General features: G+C 46.1%; 16 protein-coding genes. 11 read left to right on the top strand and 5 right to left on the bottom strand.

Annotation, left to right across the window (positions count from 1 at the left end; translation table 11 throughout):
* Positions 1-62 precede the first annotated feature (62 nt).
* Positions 63-2156 (top strand): TonB-dependent siderophore receptor, encoded by a 2094-nt coding sequence (locus JKP82_RS19460; RefSeq protein WP_218398350.1) that lies wholly within the window; start codon positions 63-65, stop codon positions 2154-2156.
* A 96-nt stretch (positions 2157-2252) separates the two neighbouring features.
* Here the strand turns inward: JKP82_RS19460 and JKP82_RS19455 are convergent, their stop codons facing one another.
* A complete protein-coding gene (locus tag JKP82_RS19455; RefSeq protein ID WP_218398348.1) occupies positions 2253-3134 on the bottom strand; it encodes a LysR family transcriptional regulator in 882 nt (293 codons plus the stop codon).
* 128 nt (positions 3135-3262) lie between these two features.
* Here JKP82_RS19455 and JKP82_RS19450 point away from each other — a divergent pair, with 128 nt between their 5' ends.
* The 6 genes from JKP82_RS19450 (at position 3263) to JKP82_RS19425 (ending at position 11574) form a co-directional block, all read left to right on the top strand.
* The gene (locus tag JKP82_RS19450; RefSeq protein ID WP_218398346.1) at positions 3263-4762 is read left to right on the top strand and encodes a CoA-acylating methylmalonate-semialdehyde dehydrogenase; all 1500 of its coding nucleotides are present in this window, start codon (positions 3263-3265) and stop codon (positions 4760-4762) included.
* Positions 4763-4795: 33 nt separating this feature from the next.
* Positions 4796-5677, top strand: a complete 882-nt coding sequence (gene mmsB, locus JKP82_RS19445; RefSeq protein WP_218398344.1) for a 3-hydroxyisobutyrate dehydrogenase — start codon at positions 4796-4798, stop codon at positions 5675-5677.
* 274 nt (positions 5678-5951) lie between these two features.
* Positions 5952-7016: an HlyD family secretion protein gene (locus JKP82_RS19440; protein WP_159527927.1), complete on the top strand. Its 1065-nt coding sequence runs from the start codon at positions 5952-5954 to the stop codon at positions 7014-7016.
* Positions 7013-9793, top strand: a complete 2781-nt coding sequence (rbbA, locus tag JKP82_RS19435) for a ribosome-associated ATPase/putative transporter RbbA (RefSeq protein ID WP_218398342.1) — start codon at positions 7013-7015, stop codon at positions 9791-9793. The genes JKP82_RS19440 and rbbA overlap by 4 nt, the downstream gene beginning before the upstream one ends.
* 3 nt (positions 9794-9796) lie before the next feature.
* On the top strand, positions 9797-10918 hold the full coding sequence (locus JKP82_RS19430) for an ABC transporter permease (protein WP_159527929.1): 1122 nt from the start codon (positions 9797-9799) through the stop codon (positions 10916-10918).
* Between the two features lie 122 nt (positions 10919-11040).
* Positions 11041-11574, top strand: coding sequence for a hypothetical protein (locus JKP82_RS19425; RefSeq protein ID WP_232374675.1), 534 nt, complete (start codon positions 11041-11043; stop codon positions 11572-11574).
* Positions 11575-11812: 238 nt separating this feature from the next.
* Here JKP82_RS19425 and JKP82_RS19420 read toward each other — a convergent pair whose 3' ends face one another.
* On the bottom strand, positions 11813-13033 hold the full coding sequence (locus tag JKP82_RS19420) for an acyl-CoA dehydrogenase family protein (RefSeq protein ID WP_013786107.1): 1221 nt from the start codon (positions 13031-13033) through the stop codon (positions 11813-11815).
* Positions 13034-13268: 235 nt separating this feature from the next.
* Here JKP82_RS19420 and JKP82_RS19415 point away from each other — a divergent pair, with 235 nt between their 5' ends.
* Together JKP82_RS19415 and JKP82_RS19410 are read left to right on the top strand one after the other, a co-directional pair.
* The gene (locus JKP82_RS19415; protein ID WP_218398341.1) at positions 13269-14174 is read left to right on the top strand and encodes a LysR family transcriptional regulator; all 906 of its coding nucleotides are present in this window, start codon (positions 13269-13271) and stop codon (positions 14172-14174) included.
* Positions 14175-14306: 132 nt separating this feature from the next.
* Entirely contained in the window at positions 14307-15068 is a 762-nt protein-coding gene (locus JKP82_RS19410; RefSeq protein WP_159527930.1) for an MBL fold metallo-hydrolase, read from the top strand.
* 88 nt (positions 15069-15156) lie between these two features.
* On the opposite strand, the gene JKP82_RS19405 is transcribed toward JKP82_RS19410, so the two are convergent.
* Entirely contained in the window at positions 15157-15501 is a 345-nt protein-coding gene (locus tag JKP82_RS19405) for a carboxymuconolactone decarboxylase family protein (protein ID WP_218398339.1), read from the bottom strand.
* A 282-nt stretch (positions 15502-15783) separates the two neighbouring features.
* Here JKP82_RS19405 and JKP82_RS19400 point away from each other — a divergent pair, with 282 nt between their 5' ends.
* Both JKP82_RS19400 and JKP82_RS19395 read left to right on the top strand, forming a co-directional pair.
* The gene (locus tag JKP82_RS19400; protein ID WP_218398337.1) at positions 15784-17178 is read left to right on the top strand and encodes a YcjX family protein; all 1395 of its coding nucleotides are present in this window, start codon (positions 15784-15786) and stop codon (positions 17176-17178) included.
* On the top strand, positions 17171-18145 hold the full coding sequence (locus tag JKP82_RS19395; protein ID WP_218398335.1) for a DUF697 domain-containing protein: 975 nt from the start codon (positions 17171-17173) through the stop codon (positions 18143-18145). The genes JKP82_RS19400 and JKP82_RS19395 overlap by 8 nt, the downstream gene beginning before the upstream one ends.
* A gap of 104 nt (positions 18146-18249) precedes the next feature.
* On the opposite strand, the gene JKP82_RS19390 is transcribed toward JKP82_RS19395, so the two are convergent.
* Both JKP82_RS19390 and thiH read right to left on the bottom strand, forming a co-directional pair.
* Entirely contained in the window at positions 18250-19476 is a 1227-nt protein-coding gene (locus JKP82_RS19390) for a threonine/serine exporter family protein (protein WP_218398333.1), read from the bottom strand.
* A gap of 376 nt (positions 19477-19852) precedes the next feature.
* Positions 19853-20977: a 2-iminoacetate synthase ThiH gene (thiH, locus tag JKP82_RS19385; RefSeq protein WP_218398331.1), complete on the bottom strand. Its 1125-nt coding sequence runs from the start codon at positions 20975-20977 to the stop codon at positions 19853-19855.
* Positions 20978-20984 lie beyond the last annotated feature (7 nt).

The following is a 20984-nucleotide window of genomic DNA, read 5'->3' as shown; positions in this document are numbered from 1 at the left end:
TCTCTACTTCCGTATAATCCTCTGCGACTAAAAACTAAACCAAAATCACTGTAGAGAACACAATGAAACTGACCACACTCTTTGCGCTTACCCCTGTAGCGCTCGCTTTCTCAATTAACGCTCAAGAAACTCAAACAGATACTGCAATTGTAGAAGAGTCGCAGGTTGAGAAAATTCACATTGTTGGTGTACGTCAAAACCGCGTAAGTCGCGGTGCGACTGGCTTAACAATGGAGCTAAGCGAAACACCTCAGTCAATTAGCCTTATCTCTGAAGCGCTAATGCAGTCGTTTGGTGCCTACAATGTTAACGATGCACTTAAACTTGCACCGGGTATTAACGTAGAAGAGTGGGAAACTAACCGTACAAACTACACAGCCCGTGGTTTTGAAATTAAAAACACGCAAATTGATGGCGTAGGATTACCTAACGACTGGGGAATTGTCACCGGTGCGCTTGAAGCCTACGGTTATGAAAAAATTGAAGTTATTCGTGGTGCCAATGGCCTGCTAACCGGTGTAGGTAATTCATCGGGTACATTAAACTATGTACGTAAACGCCCCACCAATGAAGAAGGCGGTGAAGTGACAGTGAGTGCAGGGTCGTTTGATTTTAAACGCTTGCAGGCGGATTATTCTACTTTGCTAACCGAAGATGGCCGTTGGGCTGCACGTTTTGTAGGTGCTATAGAAGATAAAGAATCTTACTTAGATGGCTTAGAGAACGATCGCACCTTTTTATATGGCGTAGTAGATGGGCAACTTACCGATAACGCCACCATTACGTTGGGCTACTCTTACCAAGATGCCAACACCGATGGAAACAATTGGGGCGGGTTAGTATTTAATTACACAGACGGTACACAAGCTGAGTGGGATGTGAGTGATACCACAGCGCAAGAATGGGCAATGTGGGACACAGAAAACACCAATGCCTTCGTTGAATTCGACTATATTTTCGATAACGACTGGCAAGTGAAAGTAAGCTACAACTATCGCGGCTACGAAGAACAAGATAAGTTGTTTTATGCTTACGGTACTATCGATAAAGACACGGGCTTAGGTTTAGTAGGCTGGCCCGGTCGTTATGATTCAGACATAGATTCAAACTTAGTAGAAGCGCGTACCTTTGGTACTTTCGAGCTCTTCGGCCGTCAACATGAAGTGAACATTGGTGTAAGTCATGCCTCTAGTTCCGACACCATGTATCAATACGGTTTCGACTATGCCAATACGCCTGCCTATGGCGCAACGCCAGCGTTCCCATATGCATTTGATGCCATTGCCGAACCAGACTGGTTTGACGCGGTGCTGTATTCTGATATTGAACAAGATCTTACCCGCTATTTTGGCTCTACCAAAATAAGCGTCACCAATGAATTGTTTGTTATTGCGGGCTTCAACGCAATTGATTTTGAGCGCAGTGGTAACAATGCGGGCACCACTATCGACAATAATGAAAGTGAAGCCAGCCCTTACATAGGTGCTACTTATGCGGTAACTGAAAACATCAATACTTATGTAAGTTATTCAGATGTATACCAACCGCAAGAGCAATACGACTTATCGGGGCAATTTGTTGCGCCAACCAAGGGCAAAAACTTTGAAGCCGGTGTGAAAGCGCAGTGGTTAGACGACGCACTATTAACGACCTTCGCATACTTCACCGCAGACCAAGAAAATCTTGCTGCTTTTGCGGGTATTAACCCAGAAAACCAGCAGTACTACTACGAAGGTGTTACGGTAGAGTCTGAAGGGTTTGAGGTGGAAGTTGTTGGTCAAATTACTGATGCATTGCGTGTTCAAGCATCGTATACCGCAATTGATGTGGAAGATGAAGCGGGCAATGATGCGAACCTATGGGCTCCACGTGATGTAGTGACTTTCCAGTTAGGTTATGAACTACCTGCAGTACCAGCGTTAACAGTTGGCTTAGGCGGAAGATGGCAATCTGAAATCAGCAACACCGATTATAACGTAGATCAAGGCAGCTACTTTTTAGCAAATGCCTATGCAACCTACGCGGTAACTAACGACCTTACCTTGCGTGCAAACATCAACAATATTTTTGACGAAAAATACATTACCAGCCTACACACCATAGGCTTTTATGGTGCACCAGTGAATGGTTCTGTGAGCCTAACTTACGCATTCTAAAATGTAATAGAAAGAACACTAAAAAGCGCCTTCGGGCGCTTTTTTTATGTGGGTGTAACTTAGCGAGAGCAATAACATGGCAAACCTGTGACTACATCAAAAGATGTCAGCGTATTTTTGCACGGTGTCGTTCAACCAATCTAAAAATACATTCACTCTGGCTAAGTGCCTTACATCGCGATGAGTTGCTAGCCAAAAGGTGCGGGTAATGTTTATTTTATCTTGCAGTATCGGTTGTAGTTCATGGGCATTCTTGGCAATAAAATGAGGCAGAATACCTACACCTGCTTTGTTTCGTAGCATTTGAAATTGCGCATTAATACTGGTGCTTTTAAGGGCGTGAAGCGGTGAAAGCAGCGATTCTTCAATGAAATTAAGCTGTGGCGCATAAATTAAATCGGGCACGTAACTTACTAGGTTAAAAGGGCTTAGTTGCTCGATAGACGTTGGGGCACCATGCGCTGCTACTAGGTCTTCATGCATGTATAAATTTAAGCGGTAGTCGGTAAGCCTTTTAGTGTACAGCAAGCCTTTCGTGGGCTTTTCAAGCAAAATGGCAATATCGGCTTCCCGTTTATTGATATTTAAAAAGCCGCTGTTTGCCACTAACTCCACGCAAATAGCGGGGTAGCGCTGCTTAAACTCTGCCAATGCTGGAGCTAACACCCAAGAACCAAACCCTTCAGAAGCACTAACCCTTACCGTGCCGGAAAGCTCTTGGCGCTCATCGGTTAAGTCATTTTTTGCTTCTAAAATGTACCTCTCTGCATGTTCTATGTAATTGACTAAGCGCTTACCGTGATCGGTAAGTAAATAGCCTTTATTGCTTAGCTCGAACAAATTGCAATTAAGGGCAGTCTCCAGCCTTTTTACACGCCTAATGAGCGTGGTGGCATCAAGGTGTAAGTTTCTGGCAGCAATGCTAATTTTTCCATTTCTGGCGAGGCCAAGAAACAGTCTTAAGTCATCCCAGTTCACGTGATTACCTTTTTAACTTGCTGCAAAAATGCAGCACTATGCTGTAACTATATTGACTTGCAGTTTTTAACGCAAGGTTTCAAAATTGTAAATAATCTGTTTTTATTTTTAAGTTGTTGAGGTAGGCCATGAGAACCATAACGCATTTTATTGAAGGCAAAGATTATACTGCTGAAGGCGAGCGTCACGCCGATGTGTTCGCCCCTAACACAGGAAAGGTTCAAGCGCACGTTACGCTGGCTACCGTGGAAACGGTAAATCATGCTGTTGAAGTAGCCCAAAAAGCCCAGCGTGAATGGGCAGCCACAAACCCTCAGCGCCGTGCACGGGTTATGTTTGAATTTAAACGCCTTGTTGAGCAAGACAAAGACAGGCTTGCCCAGTTGCTTTCGAGCGAACACGGTAAAGTGCTATCCGACGCCCAAGGTGACATTCAACGGGGGCTAGAGGTTATTGAGTTTGCTTGCGGCATTCCTCATGCACAAAAAGGAGAATACACCGATAGCGCAGGGCCGGGTATTGATGTGTATTCCATGCGCCAGCCTTTAGGCGTAGTGGCGGGGATCACGCCGTTTAACTTTCCAGCCATGATACCTATGTGGATGTTCGGGGTGGCCATTGCCTGTGGAAATGCCTTTATATTAAAACCTTCAGAGCGCGACCCATCGGTGCCTGTTGAGCTAGCCAAACTCATGTTGCAAGCAGGGTTACCTAAAGGTGTATTGAACGTAGTGCATGGTGACAAAGTGGCGGTAGATGCCTTGCTTGATCACCAAGACGTAAAGGCAGCCAGCTTTGTGGGTTCATCTGACATTGCCAATTATGTTTATGAGCGTGGTGCACGAGCCGGCAAACGTATTCAAGCCATGGGCGGCGCTAAGAACCACGGCATAGTGATGCCAGACGCTGATTTAGATCAGGTGGTGGCTGATTTAGTGGGCGCTGCGTATGGGTCTGCGGGCGAGCGATGCATGGCATTGCCTGTGGTAGTGCCCGTAGGTGAGGGCACCGCAGAAAAGCTTATCGACAAGCTTATCCCTGCCATTAAAGCCATAAAAGTAAGTCACTCTGAAGATGAGTCGGCCCACTACGGCCCTGTGGTAACCTCTGCCCATAAATTACGGGTTGAGGAATACATTGAACTAGCCATTTCAGAAGGCGCTAACCTTATTTACGATGGTCGCACGTCGCAAATACCTCAGCAAACTAACGGCTATTTTATTGGACCCACATTGTTCGACAATGTAACTGCCGATATGCGTTCTTATCAGGAAGAAATCTTCGGGCCTGTGCTTCAAATTGTTCGCGCCACCGACTTTAACCACGCAGTATCGCTAGCAAGCGATCACCAATACGGCAATGGTGTGGCTATTTACACCCGAAACGGCCATGCCGCCAGAGAGTTTGCGCAACGTGTGAATGTGGGTATGGTAGGCATTAATGTGCCCATTCCAGTACCTGTGGCTTACCACACCTTCGGTGGCTGGAAGCGTTCAGCCTTTGGCGATACGAACCAGCACGGTATGGAAGGGGTAAAATTTTGGACCAAAGTGAAAACCGTTACCCAGCGATGGCCAGATGGTTCAGATACCAACGACAATGCGTTTGTTATTCCTACTATGGAATAAGCCGTTACCAACCACATTAAAGGGGAATGAATAATGACTAAAAATATAGCGTTTATTGGCCTGGGTAATATGGGCTCGGGCATGGCTAAAAACCTAGTAAAAAACGGGTTTAGCGTTTTGGCGTTTGATTTAAGTAGTGATGCTATGGTCATGGCAAAAGAGAACGGATGCGAATTAGCCGAGTCAGCCAAGCAAGCAGTAGAGCGCTGTGATGCTGTGGTAACCATGTTACCTGCTGGCAAACACGTTAAGGGCATATACGAAGAAACCGTGCTACCAAATGCAAGGCCGGGCACCTTGCTATTAGATTGTTCAACCATTGATGTGGAAACTGCCAAGGAAGTGGGCGGCATGGCAAAAGTGCAGGGCTTGCTTATGGTAGACGCGCCAGTATCTGGCGGCACCAAGGCTGCAGGCGACGGCACCCTTACCTTTATGGTGGGGGGGGAAGACGCTGCGTTCCAACAGGCAGAAAAAGTACTTTCAGCCATGGGTAAGAAAATTATTCATGCGGGAGAATGTGGGGCAGGGCAGTCTGCTAAAATTTGCAATAATATGCTGCTAGGTGCCAGCATGATTGCTACCTGTGAAGCGTTTCAGCTGGCAGAAAAGCTAGATTTAGACCCGCAGGTATTTTTCGATATTGCCTCGAATGCATCAGGGCAAACATGGTCGATGACCAGTTACTGCCCCGTAAAAGGGGTGGGTCCCGTTAGCCCCGCCGATAATGATTTTGCGGGTGGTTTTGCCGCAGCGCTTATGCTGAAAGATTTAACCTTGGCAATGCAGGGCGCTGCTGCTGTTGGGGCGAATGTCCCTATGGGGGAAAAAGCATCGCAGTTATATCGTGAGTATTGTGAAAAAGCCCAGGAAAATGGTGCGCTTGATTTTTCTTCAATCATCAACACACTGTAACAACCGGCCCAATACCTAAAAACATCTCCACGAATAATGCAAAATAGGTGAAAGGTGATTTTCATCTATTTTGCCAATCTTTTTTACGTAGCCTTATTCTTCTTTCTTCTTCCATTCATGAAAATAAATATCTAACGTGACTGTTTGTTGATGTAGAACAAAGATGTAGTTAGCCAAAAACGTACAATAATTCATCATGGATGTTTGTGCGTTTCCCCGTACAGCAGCGCTTCCCTCATTCTTGCAACGAATTTATTCACAAAGGATACACGCCGTGAAAACAGTAAAAAAGACGCCTTTTGTTTTAGTTTTTCTGTTGATTGTATTAGTCGTGCTTGGCTTTCGAGCTTTCTTCGGTAGCACCGAACCAGAGGGCGTGGCCTCAAGTAATGGTCGTATTGAAGCCATCGAAATTGGCATTTCTGCGAAAGTGGCTGGTCGAGTCGAAGAAATTTTTGTGGATGAAGGCGAGCAAGTAGAAGCGGGAATGTTGGTTGCTAAACTAGATACCACGACTATTCGCGGCCAACTTCGCCAAGCTAATGCCCAGCGAGTTCAGGCGCAAAGTGCAGTTGCCGCAGCAGATATGGCTATTGCGCAACGTGAAAGCGAAAAAGTTGCGCTGCAGGCGGCGCTAATACAAACAGAAGCAGAGTTAAAAGCCGCACAAGCCCATGCCCGTCGAACCAACGAATTATCAAAAACCGGCGCAGTGTCTAAGCAATTGGCTGAAGATAACCTTACTACCGTAGAAAGTGCCAAGGCTGCGGTTAATGCTGCATCGGCCAGATTAGCGGCAGCAGATGCGACCATTGAAGCTTCAAAGTCTCAGTATTTGTCCGCTAAAGCTGCGGTTACGGCGAGCGATGCCACCATCGCGCAAATAGAATCTGAAATCGACGATATGCTATTAAAAGCACCACGCAACGGGCGTATTCAATATCGGGTTGTTCAGCCAGGCGAAGTGGTTGCTGCCGGAGGAAGAGTGCTTAGTCTAGTCGATTTGACCAACGTTTATATGACCTTTTATTTGCCTGCAACGCAAGTTGGCCGATTGTCCATTGGTTCAGATGCGCGAATTGTTTTAGATGCTGCACCTGACGTATCAATTCCCGCCAATATTTCTTATGTAGCAGATGTTGCACAATTTACGCCTCGTTCGGTAGAAACCGAAAGTGAAAGAGAAAAATTGATGTTTAGGGTAAAAGCACAAATCCCTAAAGATCTGCTGCAAAAGTATATCGAGAAAGTGAAAACAGGGTTGCCTGGCGTGGTATGGGTAAAGCTAGATGACAGTGCTGCATGGCCTAGTGATATGCCTGAGTTGGTTGCGCTATGAGTGACGTCATTACCTGTGAAGGTCTGACGGTTCATTACAAATCAACTACCGCAATCGCAGATATATCACTTCGAATTCCTCGGGGTGCCACCGTGGGTTTCATTGGTCCTGATGGCGTCGGAAAGTCTACCTTGTTATCGCTTATTGCTGGTGAGCGAGTATTGCAGCAAGGTAAGCTAAATGTGCTTAACGGTGATATTAGCGAACGCTCTCATCGTGAAGCTATCTGCGCTGACATTGCGTACATGCCTCAGGGGTTGGGGAAGAATTTGTACCCCACGTTGTCGGTGGAAGAAAACTTACAATTTTTTGCTAAGCTATTTGGCCATGGGCGTGCCGAGCGCCGTAAACGCATCGATAACCTCACTAAGCGTACGGGGTTATATCCTTTCCTGTCTCGTCCTGCGGGCAAGCTATCTGGTGGGATGAAACAGAAGTTGGGTTTGTGCTGCGCCCTTATTCATGATCCTAAACTGTTAATTTTAGACGAGCCTACTACCGGCGTAGACCCCCTAGCTCGTAGTCAGTTTTGGCGACTAATTGCCGATATTCGCAAAGGTGGCTCTTATAAAGAGCAGTCCGACTTAACCGTTCTGGTTGCCACGGCTTACATGGATGAAGCGCAACAATTTGAGCATTTAATTGCCATGAACGATGGAAAGGTTCTGGCTACAGGGACGCCAGACGAACTATTGGCGAAAACAAACGCCACTAACCTAGAATCGGCCTTTATTGCCTTGTTGCCTGAAAAGATAAGGCGTTCACATTTACCGGTGGTGATTACCCCTATTGATGATAATGCGAATGCTCCTATTGCAATAGAAGCCAAGCGCCTCACCATGAAATTTGGTGATTTTACCGCAGTAGATAACGTGAGCTTTTCTATCAAAAAAGGGGAGATATTCGGTTTTCTGGGATCGAACGGCTGCGGTAAATCTACCACCATGAAAATGCTGACGGGCCTTCTACCACAAACCTCTGGTGAAGCATGGATGTTGGGCAGTGTGCTCGATCCTAATGATATCGCCACGCGCTATCGCGTGGGTTATATGTCACAAGGGTTTTCTCTCTATAACGAGCTTTCGGTAGAACAAAATTTAGTGTTACATGCACGCTTATTTATGGTGCCAGACGCGCAGCGTGAGCAGCGTGTAGCAGAGATGCTAGCACGCTTTTCATTGAGCCAGCACAAAGACGCCCTACCTGCATCTCTGCCGTTGGGGCTACGGCAACGATTGTCGCTGGCGGTCGCGATGGTACATAAACCTGAAGTGCTCATACTGGATGAGCCCACATCTGGGGTCGACCCCGTGGCCAGAGACAACTTTTGGCGCTTGCTGATCACCTTAGCCAGAGCAGACGGCGTCACTATTTTTATTTCCACGCACTTTATGAATGAAGCGGCTAGGTGCGATCGTATTTCACTTATGCATGCGGGAAAAGTGTTGGTCACTGATTCCCCCGCTACCATTATTGCGCATAAAAAGGCGACAACGTTAGAAGATGCTTTTATTGCTTACTTAGAAGCTGCTCAGGCTAATAACGATACAAAACGCACAGCGAATGGTGAAACTTCCGAAGAAGAGACTAAGCAGGAGATTCAGTCAAAACCAGCGCATGCCCCAATGGCTGCAAAGCAAGCAATCCGCTATAAAATGTCGCTTCAGCGTCTTTTGAGTTACGCCACTCGAGAAACGCTGGAACTAATCCGCGACCCTATTCGCCTGACCATGGCGTTTTTAGGCTCAATGGTGCTGATGGTGGTTATTGGTTACGGCATAACCATGGATGTAGAAGACTTACAGTATGCGGTGTTCGACCGTGACAAGTCGGCGATTAGCGAGCAATACACTAATAGCCTCGCTGGTTCGCGGTATTTCTTAACTCAACCCGACATTACCAGTTACGAAGATATGGACCGGCGAATGAAAAGTGGTGAGTTGTCGCTCGCGATTGAAATTCCGCCCGACTTTGGACAAAAGTTACATAAAGGTGAAGATGTAGAAATTGGCGCTTGGATAGATGGTTCGATGCCTTCACGGGCGGAAACGATTGAAGGGTATGTGGAAGGAATTCACGTTACCTGGTTGCTAGAACAAGCCGCTCAAACCAGTACCACTGCGTCTACATCACTTATCAGTGTGCAGTCTCGCTATTTATATAACCCCGATATTAAAAGTTTGGTGGCTATTGTTCCTGCCGTTATTCCTATGTTGCTGTTAATGATTCCAGCGTTACTTACTTCATTGGCGGTAGTGAGAGAAAAGGAGCTAGGCTCAATTATTAATTTGTACGTTACCCCAGTGACAAAACTCGAATTTTTACTGGGTAAGCAGCTGCCTTATATAGCGACTTCATTTGCCAGCTTTGTCTTGTTAGTGCTCATGGCGGTGTACTTTTTTAATGTACCGCTTAAAGGCGATGTCTTCGCGTTTTCCATTATCGCTTTACTGTTTGTGACATTTTCTACCAGCTTTGGCTTATTGGCGTCTGTATTTACCAATAGCCAAATTGCCGCAATTTTGCTGACTACCATAAGTACTATGGTACCAGCAGTGCAATTTGCCGGTATGATCACGCCCGTTTCCGCTTTAGAAGGAGCCGGGAAGATAATTGGTGAGATACATCCTGTAAGCTATTTCTTGTTGGCTAGTAGGGGAATATTTAGCAAAGGATTGGGTTTCGGCACATTAGATTTTGCGGTTTATGTCATTGCTATTGGTATTCCAATTACGTTGTGGTTGTCAGTCGTACTACTTAAGAAACAGGAACGCTAAGTCATGAAGCTGAAGAATGTATTGCATCTTAGCGTAAAAGAACTGTGGAGCTTGTGGCGCGACCCTGTAATGTTGGTGCTCATATTTTATGTTTTCACCTTAAACATTTACACAGCGGCTACCGCTGTGCCTGAGTCGCTGCATAATGCGCCTATCGCGTTTGTGGATCACGACCGTTCGCAGCTTTCTCATCGGGTAATAGACGGCTTTGTGCCACCGTATTTTTTAACCCCAGAGATTATTACCGAGCAAGAGGTTAACCCCAGTTTAGACACGGGAAAATACACCTTTGTGGTGACGATACCACCGTCTTTTGAAAAAGACGTAATGAAAGGCTTAGTGCCTGATGTGCAAGTTAACGTAGATGCCACGCGCATTAGCCAAGCCTTTACGGGTAATGGTTACATTACAGAAATTATTGGTGAAGAGGTGTCTGCTTTTGTTGCTGGCTACAAATACGAAACCCGTTATCCTGTGGGTTTAGTGATGCGCGCAAGGTTTAACCCTGCACTGGAAAGTTTTTGGTTTGGCTCGGTTATGGAGCTAATTAATGCGGTGACCATGATTGCCATTATTTTATCGGGCGCGGCGCTCATTCGAGAAAAAGAGCGGGGTACAGTAGAGCACTTATTGGCAATGCCGGTATCAAGCAGTGAAATTATGTTATCGAAAATTGCTGCCACCTTGCTGGTGGTATGGCTTGCTACACTTATGTCTGTGTATTTAGTGATTCAATACGTGCTGGGTATTCCCATTAATGGCGACGTGTGGTTATTTATGCTAGCGGTGGCCATTCACCTGTTTGCGGTGAGTAGTTTAGGCATATTCATGGCAACCATTGCCCGCTCTATGCCTCAGTTTGGGCTTTTGCTTATTCTAGTATTATTACCGCTTCAGTTGCTGTCTGGTGGTGTAACACCAAGAGAAAGTATGCCTGAAATGATTCAGTACATTATGTTGCTTGCGCCAAACACGCACTTTGTTATGGCGTCGCAAGGGGTGCTATACCGAGGGGCGGGACTGAGTGTGGTGTACCCCCAACTTATCGCCTTAACGCTCATTGGGGGCGTACTGTATTATATTGCCCTACGCAGATTCAAAAGCACCGTGGGTAGCATGGCCTAAAAAAGAAGGTATTGCCAAGAAAGGCGCGAGCCCAAGCGGTAGTAGAAGGCACAGTAATCATTGTTTTTGCCTATAAATTGCACATATGCTAGGTTAAGTTTAACGCATCAATAAAGGAATACATGATGAAGGCATACACCATTCCCGCTGTATCTAGCGCCCCCGTGAAGTACCTAACAGGTTTGTTCACAGTCGTTACCTTACTGTTTAGTAGTGCAGTGTTTGCGCAGCATGATAAAACTCGACAGTATGAGCAGTTTGAAGTGCTTGGACAAAAAACAAAGCCGCAATTACAGCGTGAATTCGATAAAGCTAAATTTGATTTCTTGGATATGTATCACGAAATAAATGAAGTGGCGAAGTTTGACGTGCTCTGTTCTTACCATCGGCCTATAGGCAGTAAAATTGCCAGAAAAACCTGTGAGCCCCGGTATGTTAAAACTGCGCGAGCAATGTATATTCAAGCCATGTCTACTGGCACAGGGATTGATTTAAATAGGTTACCTAGCGATGACATGATTCGATTTTTAACCAAGCAAACCCGCGAAGAAAGCTATGAGCACGTGGCGGCGTTAGTCATGACGAACCCTGAGTTAAACAAAAGTTTTGCCAAACTTGAGTTCATTCATAGTCGTTTGAATGAAGACAGCGAGTAGCGTAAATAGCATTCTTTTGGACACTGGACACTGGACACTGAAGAGTGAATAAGAAAAAGAGGCCTACTTAGAAAAGTAGGCCTCTTTTTTGTTTAATGCTCAAGGCTATTTATAAACGCTCAAGGCTTTCTGTTCGCTCAAGGCTTTCTATCCGCTCAAGGCTGTCTATCCGCTCAGGGCTTTCTGTTCGCTCAGGGCTGTTTACCCGCTCAAGGCTGTCTATTAGCTCAAGGCTGTTCTATTGATACTTTCTAAGTTCTATGCGCGATACCATGCCTTTATGCACTTCATCAGGGCCATCGGCTAATCGTAGTGCACGAGCGCCTGCGGCAAAGCGTGCTAATGGGAAGTCGCTACACATGCCAGCACCACCATGAATTTGCAGTGCCATGTCTACGACCGATTGCAGCATGTTTGGCACCACCACTTTAATGGCAGATATTTCTGTCATGGCGTGCTTCACCCCAAGGTTATCTATCTTCCATGCTGCGTGAAGGGTTAATAGCCTTGCTTGCTCTATGGCCATTCGAGCTTCAGCAACACGCTCTAAATTACCGCCTAAGCGGATAATAGGCTTACCAAACGCGACACGTTCGTGCCCACGCTTAAGGGCAAGTTCAAGTGATTTTTCAGCCATGCCGATAGCGCGCATACAATGGTGAATACGGCCAGGCCCTAAGCGCCCTTGAGCTATAGCAAAGCCTTTGCCTAAACCCATTACCAGGTTTTCTTTGCTTACCCGTACATTATCAAAATGCATTTCACCATGACCGTAAGGAGCATCGTAATCGCCGTAGGCATCGAGCATACGGGTTATAGTAATTCCCGGTGTATCAAGTGGCACAATCACCATACTATGGCGGCTGTGCTTGTCGTTTTCAGGGTTAGATAAACCCATGAATATAGTGAAAGCAGCGTTGGGATGCCCCAAACCGGTAGACCACCACTTTTTGCCGTTGATCACTACATCATCGCCATCTTCAATAATAGTTGCTGCCATGTTGGTGGCGTCAGAGGAGGCAACATCAGGCTCTGTCATGCCAAACACGGAACGTATTTCACCTGCTAGCAATGGGGTAAGCCACTTGGCTTTTTGGGCATCGTTACCAAAGTGATAAAGCACTTCCATGTTTCCCGTATCTGGCGCGTTACAGTTGAATATTTCAGGGGCGAAAAGAAATCTGCCCATACGCTCAGCCATAGGCGCATATTCTAGCGTGGTTAGTCCTTTACCAAGCTCAGCATCGGGCAAAAATAAATTAGCCAATCCTGCCTCGCGGGCTTTTTGTTTTAGTGCCTCGGTGCCAGGGTGTAGCTTCCACTTTTTCCAATCACCGTGGTGGTTCTCTTTATGATGAAAATCATAAACTTCATTTTCAATGGGCTCGATATGTTCAGCAATAAATGCATCAAGTTTTTCGAGTAGGGCGTTTGTTTTATCGTTATGCGAAAAATCCATGACTATCCTCGGGTGCTTAACAAATGGCTAGTAGCTTAAAAGCAGTGGGTAATAAATTTGATAGCTATAGCGTAGTTTAGTTACTAGAATGAATGAAATGAAATCTAGTCCGATAGTATTGTGAATGCTATTCACTGCGTTGTGATGTTGAGAGCCGGTTTCAATAGGTGGCTTTAGCACTGTTTTTCAGCGTAGTTTGTTGTGGGGCGGTTTAGGTATTAAAGGGAAAGCCTTAATGCAAGATAAGCGGCAATTTGAAAAGCTCGACTTAAACTTACTGAAAGTGTTTGAAGCCTTGTGGCAGCAGCGTAACATGACCCATGCCGCAGAGTCGCTGCATATCACGCCATCAGCGGTTAGCCACGCCATGCGACGGTTTCGCGAAATTCTTGGCGACCCACTATTTGCTCGTGAAAAAAACCATATGCTGCCTACGGCCGCCTGCGAACGGTTAGCACCTCAAATTCTAGAAGCGTTAGCTAATATTCGCCGCGCACTAAGTGAATTTACCGAATTTAATCCTGCTCACAGCCATCAGCGCTTCGTTATTGCTATGCAAGAGTCGCTAGAGCTTAGTGTTTTACCGGCACTACTAGCCAAGCTTGAAGTTCACGCCCCTAATGTCGAAATTGTGAGTGCGCGATTAAATCGCGACACCATGGTAGCCGACCTAAGTAATCGCAATTTACATTTAGTGGTAGACATTGGCCGGCCCATTTCACCGCCAGTTGAACATTGTTTGCTAACCCGTGATAACTACGCCGTACTAGTGAATACACAGCATGCTTTGCGTGATAGCCTAAGTGCAGCGGCTTATTTAAATGCGCGGCATATTACGGTGTCGAATCGAATAAAAGGGGCCTCGGTAGAGGAGATTGCCCTACAGCAACTTGGAGTCAGCCGCCCTTCGCTATGGCGTTGTCAAAATTATCGGGCTGCGGCAGAGGTTACCGCGAACACCAACGCGCTGTTAACCTTACCAGGCTCTATTGCCAGCGCCCTTGCTGACGAAAACTTAAGTATCGCGGCACTGCCCTTCAACTTACCCGCATTGGAAACACATCTGTACTGGCATCAGCATCAAGAAGGCGAGCCAGGGTTAATGTGGCTTAAGGCTCTGGTATTACAGTTGTTTGCTTGATCTGGTTGTTATGTGTAATGTTTGTTAGTATTTCAGTACGAATTGTTGGCGTGTTTTGCTACAAAAATAAGTCACACCCACAATCCACGTAGTATTAACGACAGCGTTCAACTCAACGCCATGAGAATCTAAATGAAGATCCATACCCTTTCGGGCTACATTCAACACATCTATCTAGCAGAGCACGAGCATGGCTTACTGCTATTAGATGGGTGTAGTCGCGCCGATGTAGAAACGGTGAGCCAGTTTATTACTGAGACCTTACATCGGCCTTTAAGCGACCTAAAATTGATTGTGGTAACGCACATGCACCCTGATCATGCTGGTGGCGCTGCAAGAATTAAGGCGTTAACCGGGGCGTCTATTGCCGCGCACCCAAAAGCAAAAAGCTGGTATGCTGGCTTAATGGGCAGAGCAGCCCACGCCATTGATTTGGGCCTGACGTGGTGGGTAGCAAACCGCATAGGTAAGCAGCGTGAGTCTATTTGGTATAACCCTGTATTGCGGGCTGATATCTTGCTGGAAGACGAGCAAAATCTGCCCTTTTTTAACGAGTGGAAGGTACTTTATTCTCCGGGGCACACTGACCACGATCTTACCATTATGCACGAACCTACGCGGCAAGCGTACGTGGCCGATTTATTGGTAAAAGTAAAAGGTGAGTTAGTACCACCTTACCCCTTATGCCACCCAAATCAATATCGAAAGTCGCTACAACGTATTGCGCAGTCGTCTATAGAAACTATTTTTTGCGCCCATGTTGCACCGGTACAGTTGGCTGATATTCCTTTTGATCACGTTATCGAGAACGCGCCTACCCTGCCCAAGAATCACTGGCATTCAGCCAAAAACCGTATAAATCGAAAGCTGTTTGGCAAAACCGCTAAGCACTAGTGCATTTTACGACAGTGAAGTGCGAAAGGGATTGTCGTGCCAGCCCATTTCGTAAATGCTTCAGTTTGCGATATTCGGCTAAAGCATATTACTCCTTGGTAAATTGCTCGTAGGCTAACATGGCATCAGCAGCGTACATCAGCGAGGGGCCGCCACCCATATAAATGGCCATTCCTAGGGTTTCTTCTAACTCTTCTTTCGTTACCCCTAAATCGACCAGTGCTTTTACGTGAAAGCCAATACAGCCGTCGCACCGTGTTGAAATACCAATGGCCAATGCAATCAGCTCTTTGGTCTTTTTATCTAGCGCGCCGTCTTGAGTCGCGGCTTTCGCCATGGCTGAAAACCCTTGCATAGTGTCGGGTATGCCAGCACGAAGAGACTTAAGATTATCCGAAATGCGTTTAGTGATATCAGGGTACGACTTGCTCATTTGATGATCCTTTTTACGATTATATTCAGCAAAATATGACTACTTAGCTAATGCCAACCAATTAATTTAAGCTGACTAATATCAAGTAGGGAAAACTAAATCGCACTATACAGTGCGGATAAACTCTTATATGCCAGCGCACTGTGGTTGGGTCAACCGTGATATTGGCTAAACCATGAAAGTTGTAACAAAACGTGCAATATGCTTGTCTTACATCAATTAATGACCACATTATGTAGAAGCACGTATGTTTAAGTGCAACTAAAAGGAAACGGGTGGCTCATGCAAAACAGTTTGTCTTCTTTACTTGATAAGGTGCGCTCAGCCGCGTCTGCATCAGGGGAAACCCTGTCTGATATCTTCAGTAAAGAAACCCATAGGTTTACCATTACCGGCTTAAGCCGAAGTGGCAAATCCATGTTGTTTACCAGCTTAATGACCATGCTGAAAAGTCGTAGCGAAGAGGGTTATGCTTGTATGCCTTTGTTGCGATACCTTCCGCCTTCACAGGTTGAGTTCATGCGGATTGAACCCATAGACGGGAACAAGCCCTTTCCTCTTGAAGAGAACATGGCTGCACTGGCTGAAGGCCGCTGGCCTGCCGCTACAGAAGAAGCTTATGGCTTTAAACTTATCGTGCGGTTAACACAAACCACCAGTATTAAGCGCCACGTGCTACCCCATACCGATATTGTTTTTGAGTTTATCGACTACCCAGGGGAGTGGATAACCGATATCCCCATGCTAGGTAAAACTTATGCCCAGTGGTCTGATTCTGCATGGGCACAATTAAGCAGCGGCCCCCAGCAGCATTTTGCGAATGAATGGAAGGCCGTTGTGAATGCCTTTGATTTCGAGCAATCACCTACTCAAGATAATATTAATGACCTTGTGAGTGCCTATCGACACTATTTAGTGATAGCGAAAAAAAATGGTATATCCCTACTACAACCTGGCAGTTTCTTATTAGATTCAAGTGATTTTGATTGGCAGCAGCTCGGTTTTGCGCCGTTACCATCAAGCATTACCAGCGATGTATCTCACCCTTGGTACAAAGCATTTGAAAGCCATTTTACTGCGTTTCAAAAAGACTGGTTAACGCCGTTAAAGCAGTCTGTGTTCCGGGAAACGGACAAACAAATTATTTTGGTGGATTTATTCGAGGGGTTAAATCACAGCCGCCAGCATTTGTATCAGTTAAAAGAAACACTCAGTCATTTGGCCGACACCTTTGTGTACGGCCAAACAGGGTGGTTTGCCCGCAATGTTATGCGCAAAGAAGCTATTGGAAGAGTGGCTTTTGTGGCCACAAAAGCTGATTTAATACCGGTGTCTGAACGTGAAAACTTGCTATCGTTACTTAAGCAGGTTACCGAAGGGGCCAGAGCCCGTTTTGTTGATAAACCCATTCAGTTTGAGCACTTTTTAGTATCGGCAATACAGGTGACTGATGAAGGTAGCTCGCCGAACGCACTGCGTTATCAAGATGCCGAGAATGGCTACGTAGAAGCGGCATTTGAACCTATACCTGCTTCTCTTAAAGCCATGGAAGCAGATGCACACTTTCCTGTATTGAACACCCAAGTGCCACAAGATTATATGGCGCGAATACTATCCGGCAGAGGGTTGGACAGATTACTCCAGTTCTTGTTGGCCGAAGGAGTTTCCAATGAATAAGCCAAGCGCGATGAACGAACAAAACTCGATGGATGAACAACGCTCGATGGACAAAAATACCGAGAAACCAACAAGTGCAGCTGGGCCAGCCTATCGCCCCAAAGTGGTACAGCAGCGCCTTGATATTACGCCACCCGATACGGCGATGCCCGCAAAAACTGAAACCAACGAATGGCAAATGGACAGCGCAAAAGCGCGTATTTCCACTGGTGGATTAACCTTAGGGCTAGGTGTACTTTCCATTATTGGCTTCTTTGTTTTCGATGCCTACACCACCCTTACCGCAAGCGTGGCCGAGCACCCTATTGCTAGCATTGCTTTGGCAGCAATGCTTAGCGGGTTTGTAGCTTGTTTTAGCTATTTAAGCTTTCGAGAATGGCGAGGCTATAAGCAAATCAATAGGGCCATTGATGATGGGCAAACAATCGCGTCGTTAACGGGTGAAGACAGCATTGAGACCGTTGATAAGGTACTCAAACGCCATGGTAGCCGTTTTACCTCATCGTCTTATGCTGCACATTGTTTCGCTATTTACCAAAAGCAGTTACACAATGATATGTCTGCCAAAGAGCGGCTTGAGCTGTATCACGATACGGTATTAAACGCGGTGCAACAAAAAGCGCAGAAAGTGCTTAACAAAGAATCGATTACCGCAGGAAGCTTGGCGTTTATTAGCCCGAATAACTTAATTCAAACCTTTGCGGTGATGTGGATAAGCTTTCGTACCATAAGACGCATGGCCAAAATTTATGGCCTTCGACCCGGCACCATAGGCAATTGGAAACTACTCGGCGTATTAGCACAAAATATTGCTGCGCAGGGCGTGTTCGATTTAGCGACTGACGAAGTCGCCAATCAAATTGGTGGTTCGTTAAGTGCAAAATTTATGGAAAATTCCGCTGAAGCCGTTGCTGCGGGAGCGCTGAATGTGCGTTTAGGAAAGGCGCTAATGAAGCTATTGAAATAAAAGAAAATAACAGCGTTATTTATAACACTGTTATTTTTATATGATCATTTTAAGAGCATGGACACGAAGCGAAAATTCAAGCAGTCGTGCTCAGCTACCATAAGCTAAAGCGCTTTTTTAGTCGGCATCACAACGTTGGCAAAAATAAGCCCTGCTACTAGCGACATAAAGATCAAGAACACTTCTTGGCCTAAGTGATCGGCCTGCACAAAATCTTGCCCCGAAATAAACGAGTTCAACCCAATATAAGTTTTAGACCCCGGCACCAATACAATTAGCCCATGCATAGCCACAATGGTAGCAGGCTGATTTGCAATGCGTGTGAAAGCATTGGCAAAAAGTCCTAGGGCGAAGGCACCCACGAATGCGCCTAATCCGGGGCTCATGTAATCAGAGCTCCACGCCGTGGCACTGTAAGCAATAAAGGCCGCCGCCATGGCCCATGGAATATGTTTAACCCGGGTGCGAAAAATAGCCACTAGCGCTAAACATAACAAAAACACCGATAACCACGTCGCCCAATAAGGCAAAGACTCAGCCGGTTGGTATACGTTCTCGCCAAATAAACTAAAGCCTGCCGATACGCCTAAAAAAGCACCGAAATAAAGCTTAAACAACTGCATTACTGCATCCATGGTGCGAGCAGTGCCCGATACCATATTGCGGGACGAAAGCTCGGCTAGCCCCATGGTAAGGGCAAGCCCGGGAACAAATACTATCACCGAGGAAAGTACAATAAGAGGAATGTTAATCCCTGGGTCGATGTAAGTACCAATAGCACACGCGAGTAGGGCAGCAATGAAAGCGGTAGCCGGTTCTAGCATTAAATTAACCCGCTTAGAACGCTGCGACCATAATGTCCACACGTAGGCAAGCAAGCCTAACAAACCCGACCAACCGATTTCAGCCCAACTCGCACCCATTAGCATAGCAAATGCGCTGGTAGCCATACCGAACGCGCCGCCAGTTAGCCACTTACCATACGGGCTACCCATAGCATCAATTTCATCAAGGCGTTTATCGGCTGCTGCTAGGGTAAGCTCACCGTTTAGTAATGAGCCTGCAAGCTCGTCGGTAAGCGATAACGCGTTCATGTCTAAGTCGCCTGGAAGTAGGCGTGAGGCATGGTTGTATTCGTCTTCATGTCTGTCACTCCAAATAACAAAAGTTAATGAAGTGGGCGTGGAGATAAATGAAGCGTGCACGCCTAAGTAGCTGGCAACTTCTAATAAGTAAGCTTCTAGTCGGAAAGCAGGCGTGCCGTATTTATGCAGCATTTTGCCAAGCTTTACAATAAATCTCCGAATTTGAATAAATTCTACAGTGTCCAACGACTTGTCCTACTTTAGGCGGCTATGTTTTAAAAAAGCTAAGATTGCATTCGCCGTTAACAACGGCTGCGAAGAAAGCCAAACAGGTATTTAGTGGTACAAATGGTTTGGCTAAAATTTGCGCGGATTGTAGAGCCAAAATGGCCATAACGCAAAAAACATTTATTAAATTTTCACGTTAGAAAATCTAATGCACTTTTTCTACTAAGATGCGTCACCAGGAGGTCGACCACCAGAAGGGCGCTTACTGTGAGGAGCAGCTCTGGGAGTGCCTCGCTTGGCATCGCACTGCATGCTGTTACCCTGAACAGTGCAACCTTGAGGTACACTGAAACAGGCGAAAGTGTGTGACTAAAAAAAGATATTTATTGAATGGCTAACTAAAAGCCATCCAATCTTTCCATACCGGCTGTAATCCTTTTGCTTCAATGGCGGCGGCTACCAAATTTACGGCGCGGGTGTCATCTATATCAAACTGGTTAAGCGCTTCTGAAGGCGCACTATAACCGCCTGGTTGCGTTTGTGACCCTGCTGACATAGACGTTATACCAAGTGGTAACACACCATCGCGAAAACGCGCCGATTCACGGGTTGAGAGTGATAGTTCAGCTTGTGGGTTAAACAAGCGGTGAGCACAAATCAATTGCAGTAACTGCGTTTCGTTAGGAAATTGTTGGGTTAATAAATTAGCGGAATCGTTGGTGTTGCCTTCGCACTGTCGTAATCGCGGGAAAGAAATAGCCACCCGACTTCGCCAGTAATGCTGCTGAACAAGCTGCCCGTGCAGGGCTGTCATTACACTATCGGTACGCCAATCACCTAACCCTAATAAGGCACCAATGCCTATTTTATCGATACCTGCTGCGCCAATACGATCGCTGGTCTGTAAACGCCATAAGAAATCCTGCTTTTTGCCTCGGGTATGGTATCGCGCGTACGCTTGAGGATGATAGGTTTCTTGGTAAACCAGTACCGCATCCACCCCTAGGGTCTTTAAGGTTTCATAGTCTTTTTGTGGCAACGGTTGCACTTCCATCATTACGTTGCTCACTTTAGCCCTGATTGCCGGTAGCACTTCACTAAAATAAGACATGCCTACCTTTTGCTCGTGCTCGCCTGTTACCAGCAATACTTGTGAAAACCCCATATCGGTAATAGCGTCTATCTCGGTTTCTATTTGGCTCAAATTCAGCACCGTACGCTTTATTTTGTTACTCATGGTGAAGCCGCAGTAAGTACATTCGTTCGCACACAAGTTGGCAAGATATAGCGGTACAAATAACCCCATGGTATTGCCGAATCGGGCGCGGGTTAGCATTTGTGACTGCGCGGCCATCTCCTCTACATAAGGCGTGGCAGCAGGCGATATTAGCGCCATAAAATCATCTAAATTGCGGCTGGTTTTACCTAACGCTTGCTCTACGTGCTTGTTGGTTTTACTTTGAATAGAAAGCGCTATATTCGATAAATCTTGCGACATGAGTGTGCTTGCAATACGCATGACCAAA

The sequence above is a fragment of the Alteromonas lipotrueae genome (genome assembly GCF_019249215.1).
Taxonomy (GTDB): domain Bacteria; phylum Pseudomonadota; class Gammaproteobacteria; order Enterobacterales; family Alteromonadaceae; genus Alteromonas; species Alteromonas lipotrueae.
The sequence above is the reverse complement of the archived record's forward strand: the minus strand, read 5'-3'. Positions and strand labels throughout refer to the sequence as shown.

Coding starts and splice junctions, on each gene's coding strand:
- JKP82_RS19405 (WP_218398339.1), bottom strand. CDS start 15,501: ATGAGCAAGTCGTACCCTGATATCACTAAACGCATTTCGGATAATCTT.
- JKP82_RS19425 (WP_232374675.1), top strand. CDS start 11,041: ATGATGAAGGCATACACCATTCCCGCTGTATCTAGCGCCCCCGTGAAG.
- JKP82_RS19450 (WP_218398346.1), top strand. CDS start 3,263: ATGAGAACCATAACGCATTTTATTGAAGGCAAAGATTATACTGCTGAA.
- JKP82_RS19400 (WP_218398337.1), top strand. CDS start 15,784: ATGCAAAACAGTTTGTCTTCTTTACTTGATAAGGTGCGCTCAGCCGCG.
- JKP82_RS19410 (WP_159527930.1), top strand. CDS start 14,307: ATGAAGATCCATACCCTTTCGGGCTACATTCAACACATCTATCTAGCA.
- JKP82_RS19460 (WP_218398350.1), top strand. CDS start 63: ATGAAACTGACCACACTCTTTGCGCTTACCCCTGTAGCGCTCGCTTTC.
- mmsB (WP_218398344.1), top strand. CDS start 4,796: ATGACTAAAAATATAGCGTTTATTGGCCTGGGTAATATGGGCTCGGGC.
- JKP82_RS19395 (WP_218398335.1), top strand. CDS start 17,171: ATGAATAAGCCAAGCGCGATGAACGAACAAAACTCGATGGATGAACAA.
- JKP82_RS19420 (WP_013786107.1), bottom strand. CDS start 13,033: ATGGATTTTTCGCATAACGATAAAACAAACGCCCTACTCGAAAAACTT.
- thiH (WP_218398331.1), bottom strand. CDS start 20,977: ATGCGTATTGCAAGCACACTCATGTCGCAAGATTTATCGAATATAGCG.
- JKP82_RS19430 (WP_159527929.1), top strand. CDS start 9,797: ATGAAGCTGAAGAATGTATTGCATCTTAGCGTAAAAGAACTGTGGAGC.
- rbbA (WP_218398342.1), top strand. CDS start 7,013: ATGAGTGACGTCATTACCTGTGAAGGTCTGACGGTTCATTACAAATCA.
- JKP82_RS19415 (WP_218398341.1), top strand. CDS start 13,269: ATGCAAGATAAGCGGCAATTTGAAAAGCTCGACTTAAACTTACTGAAA.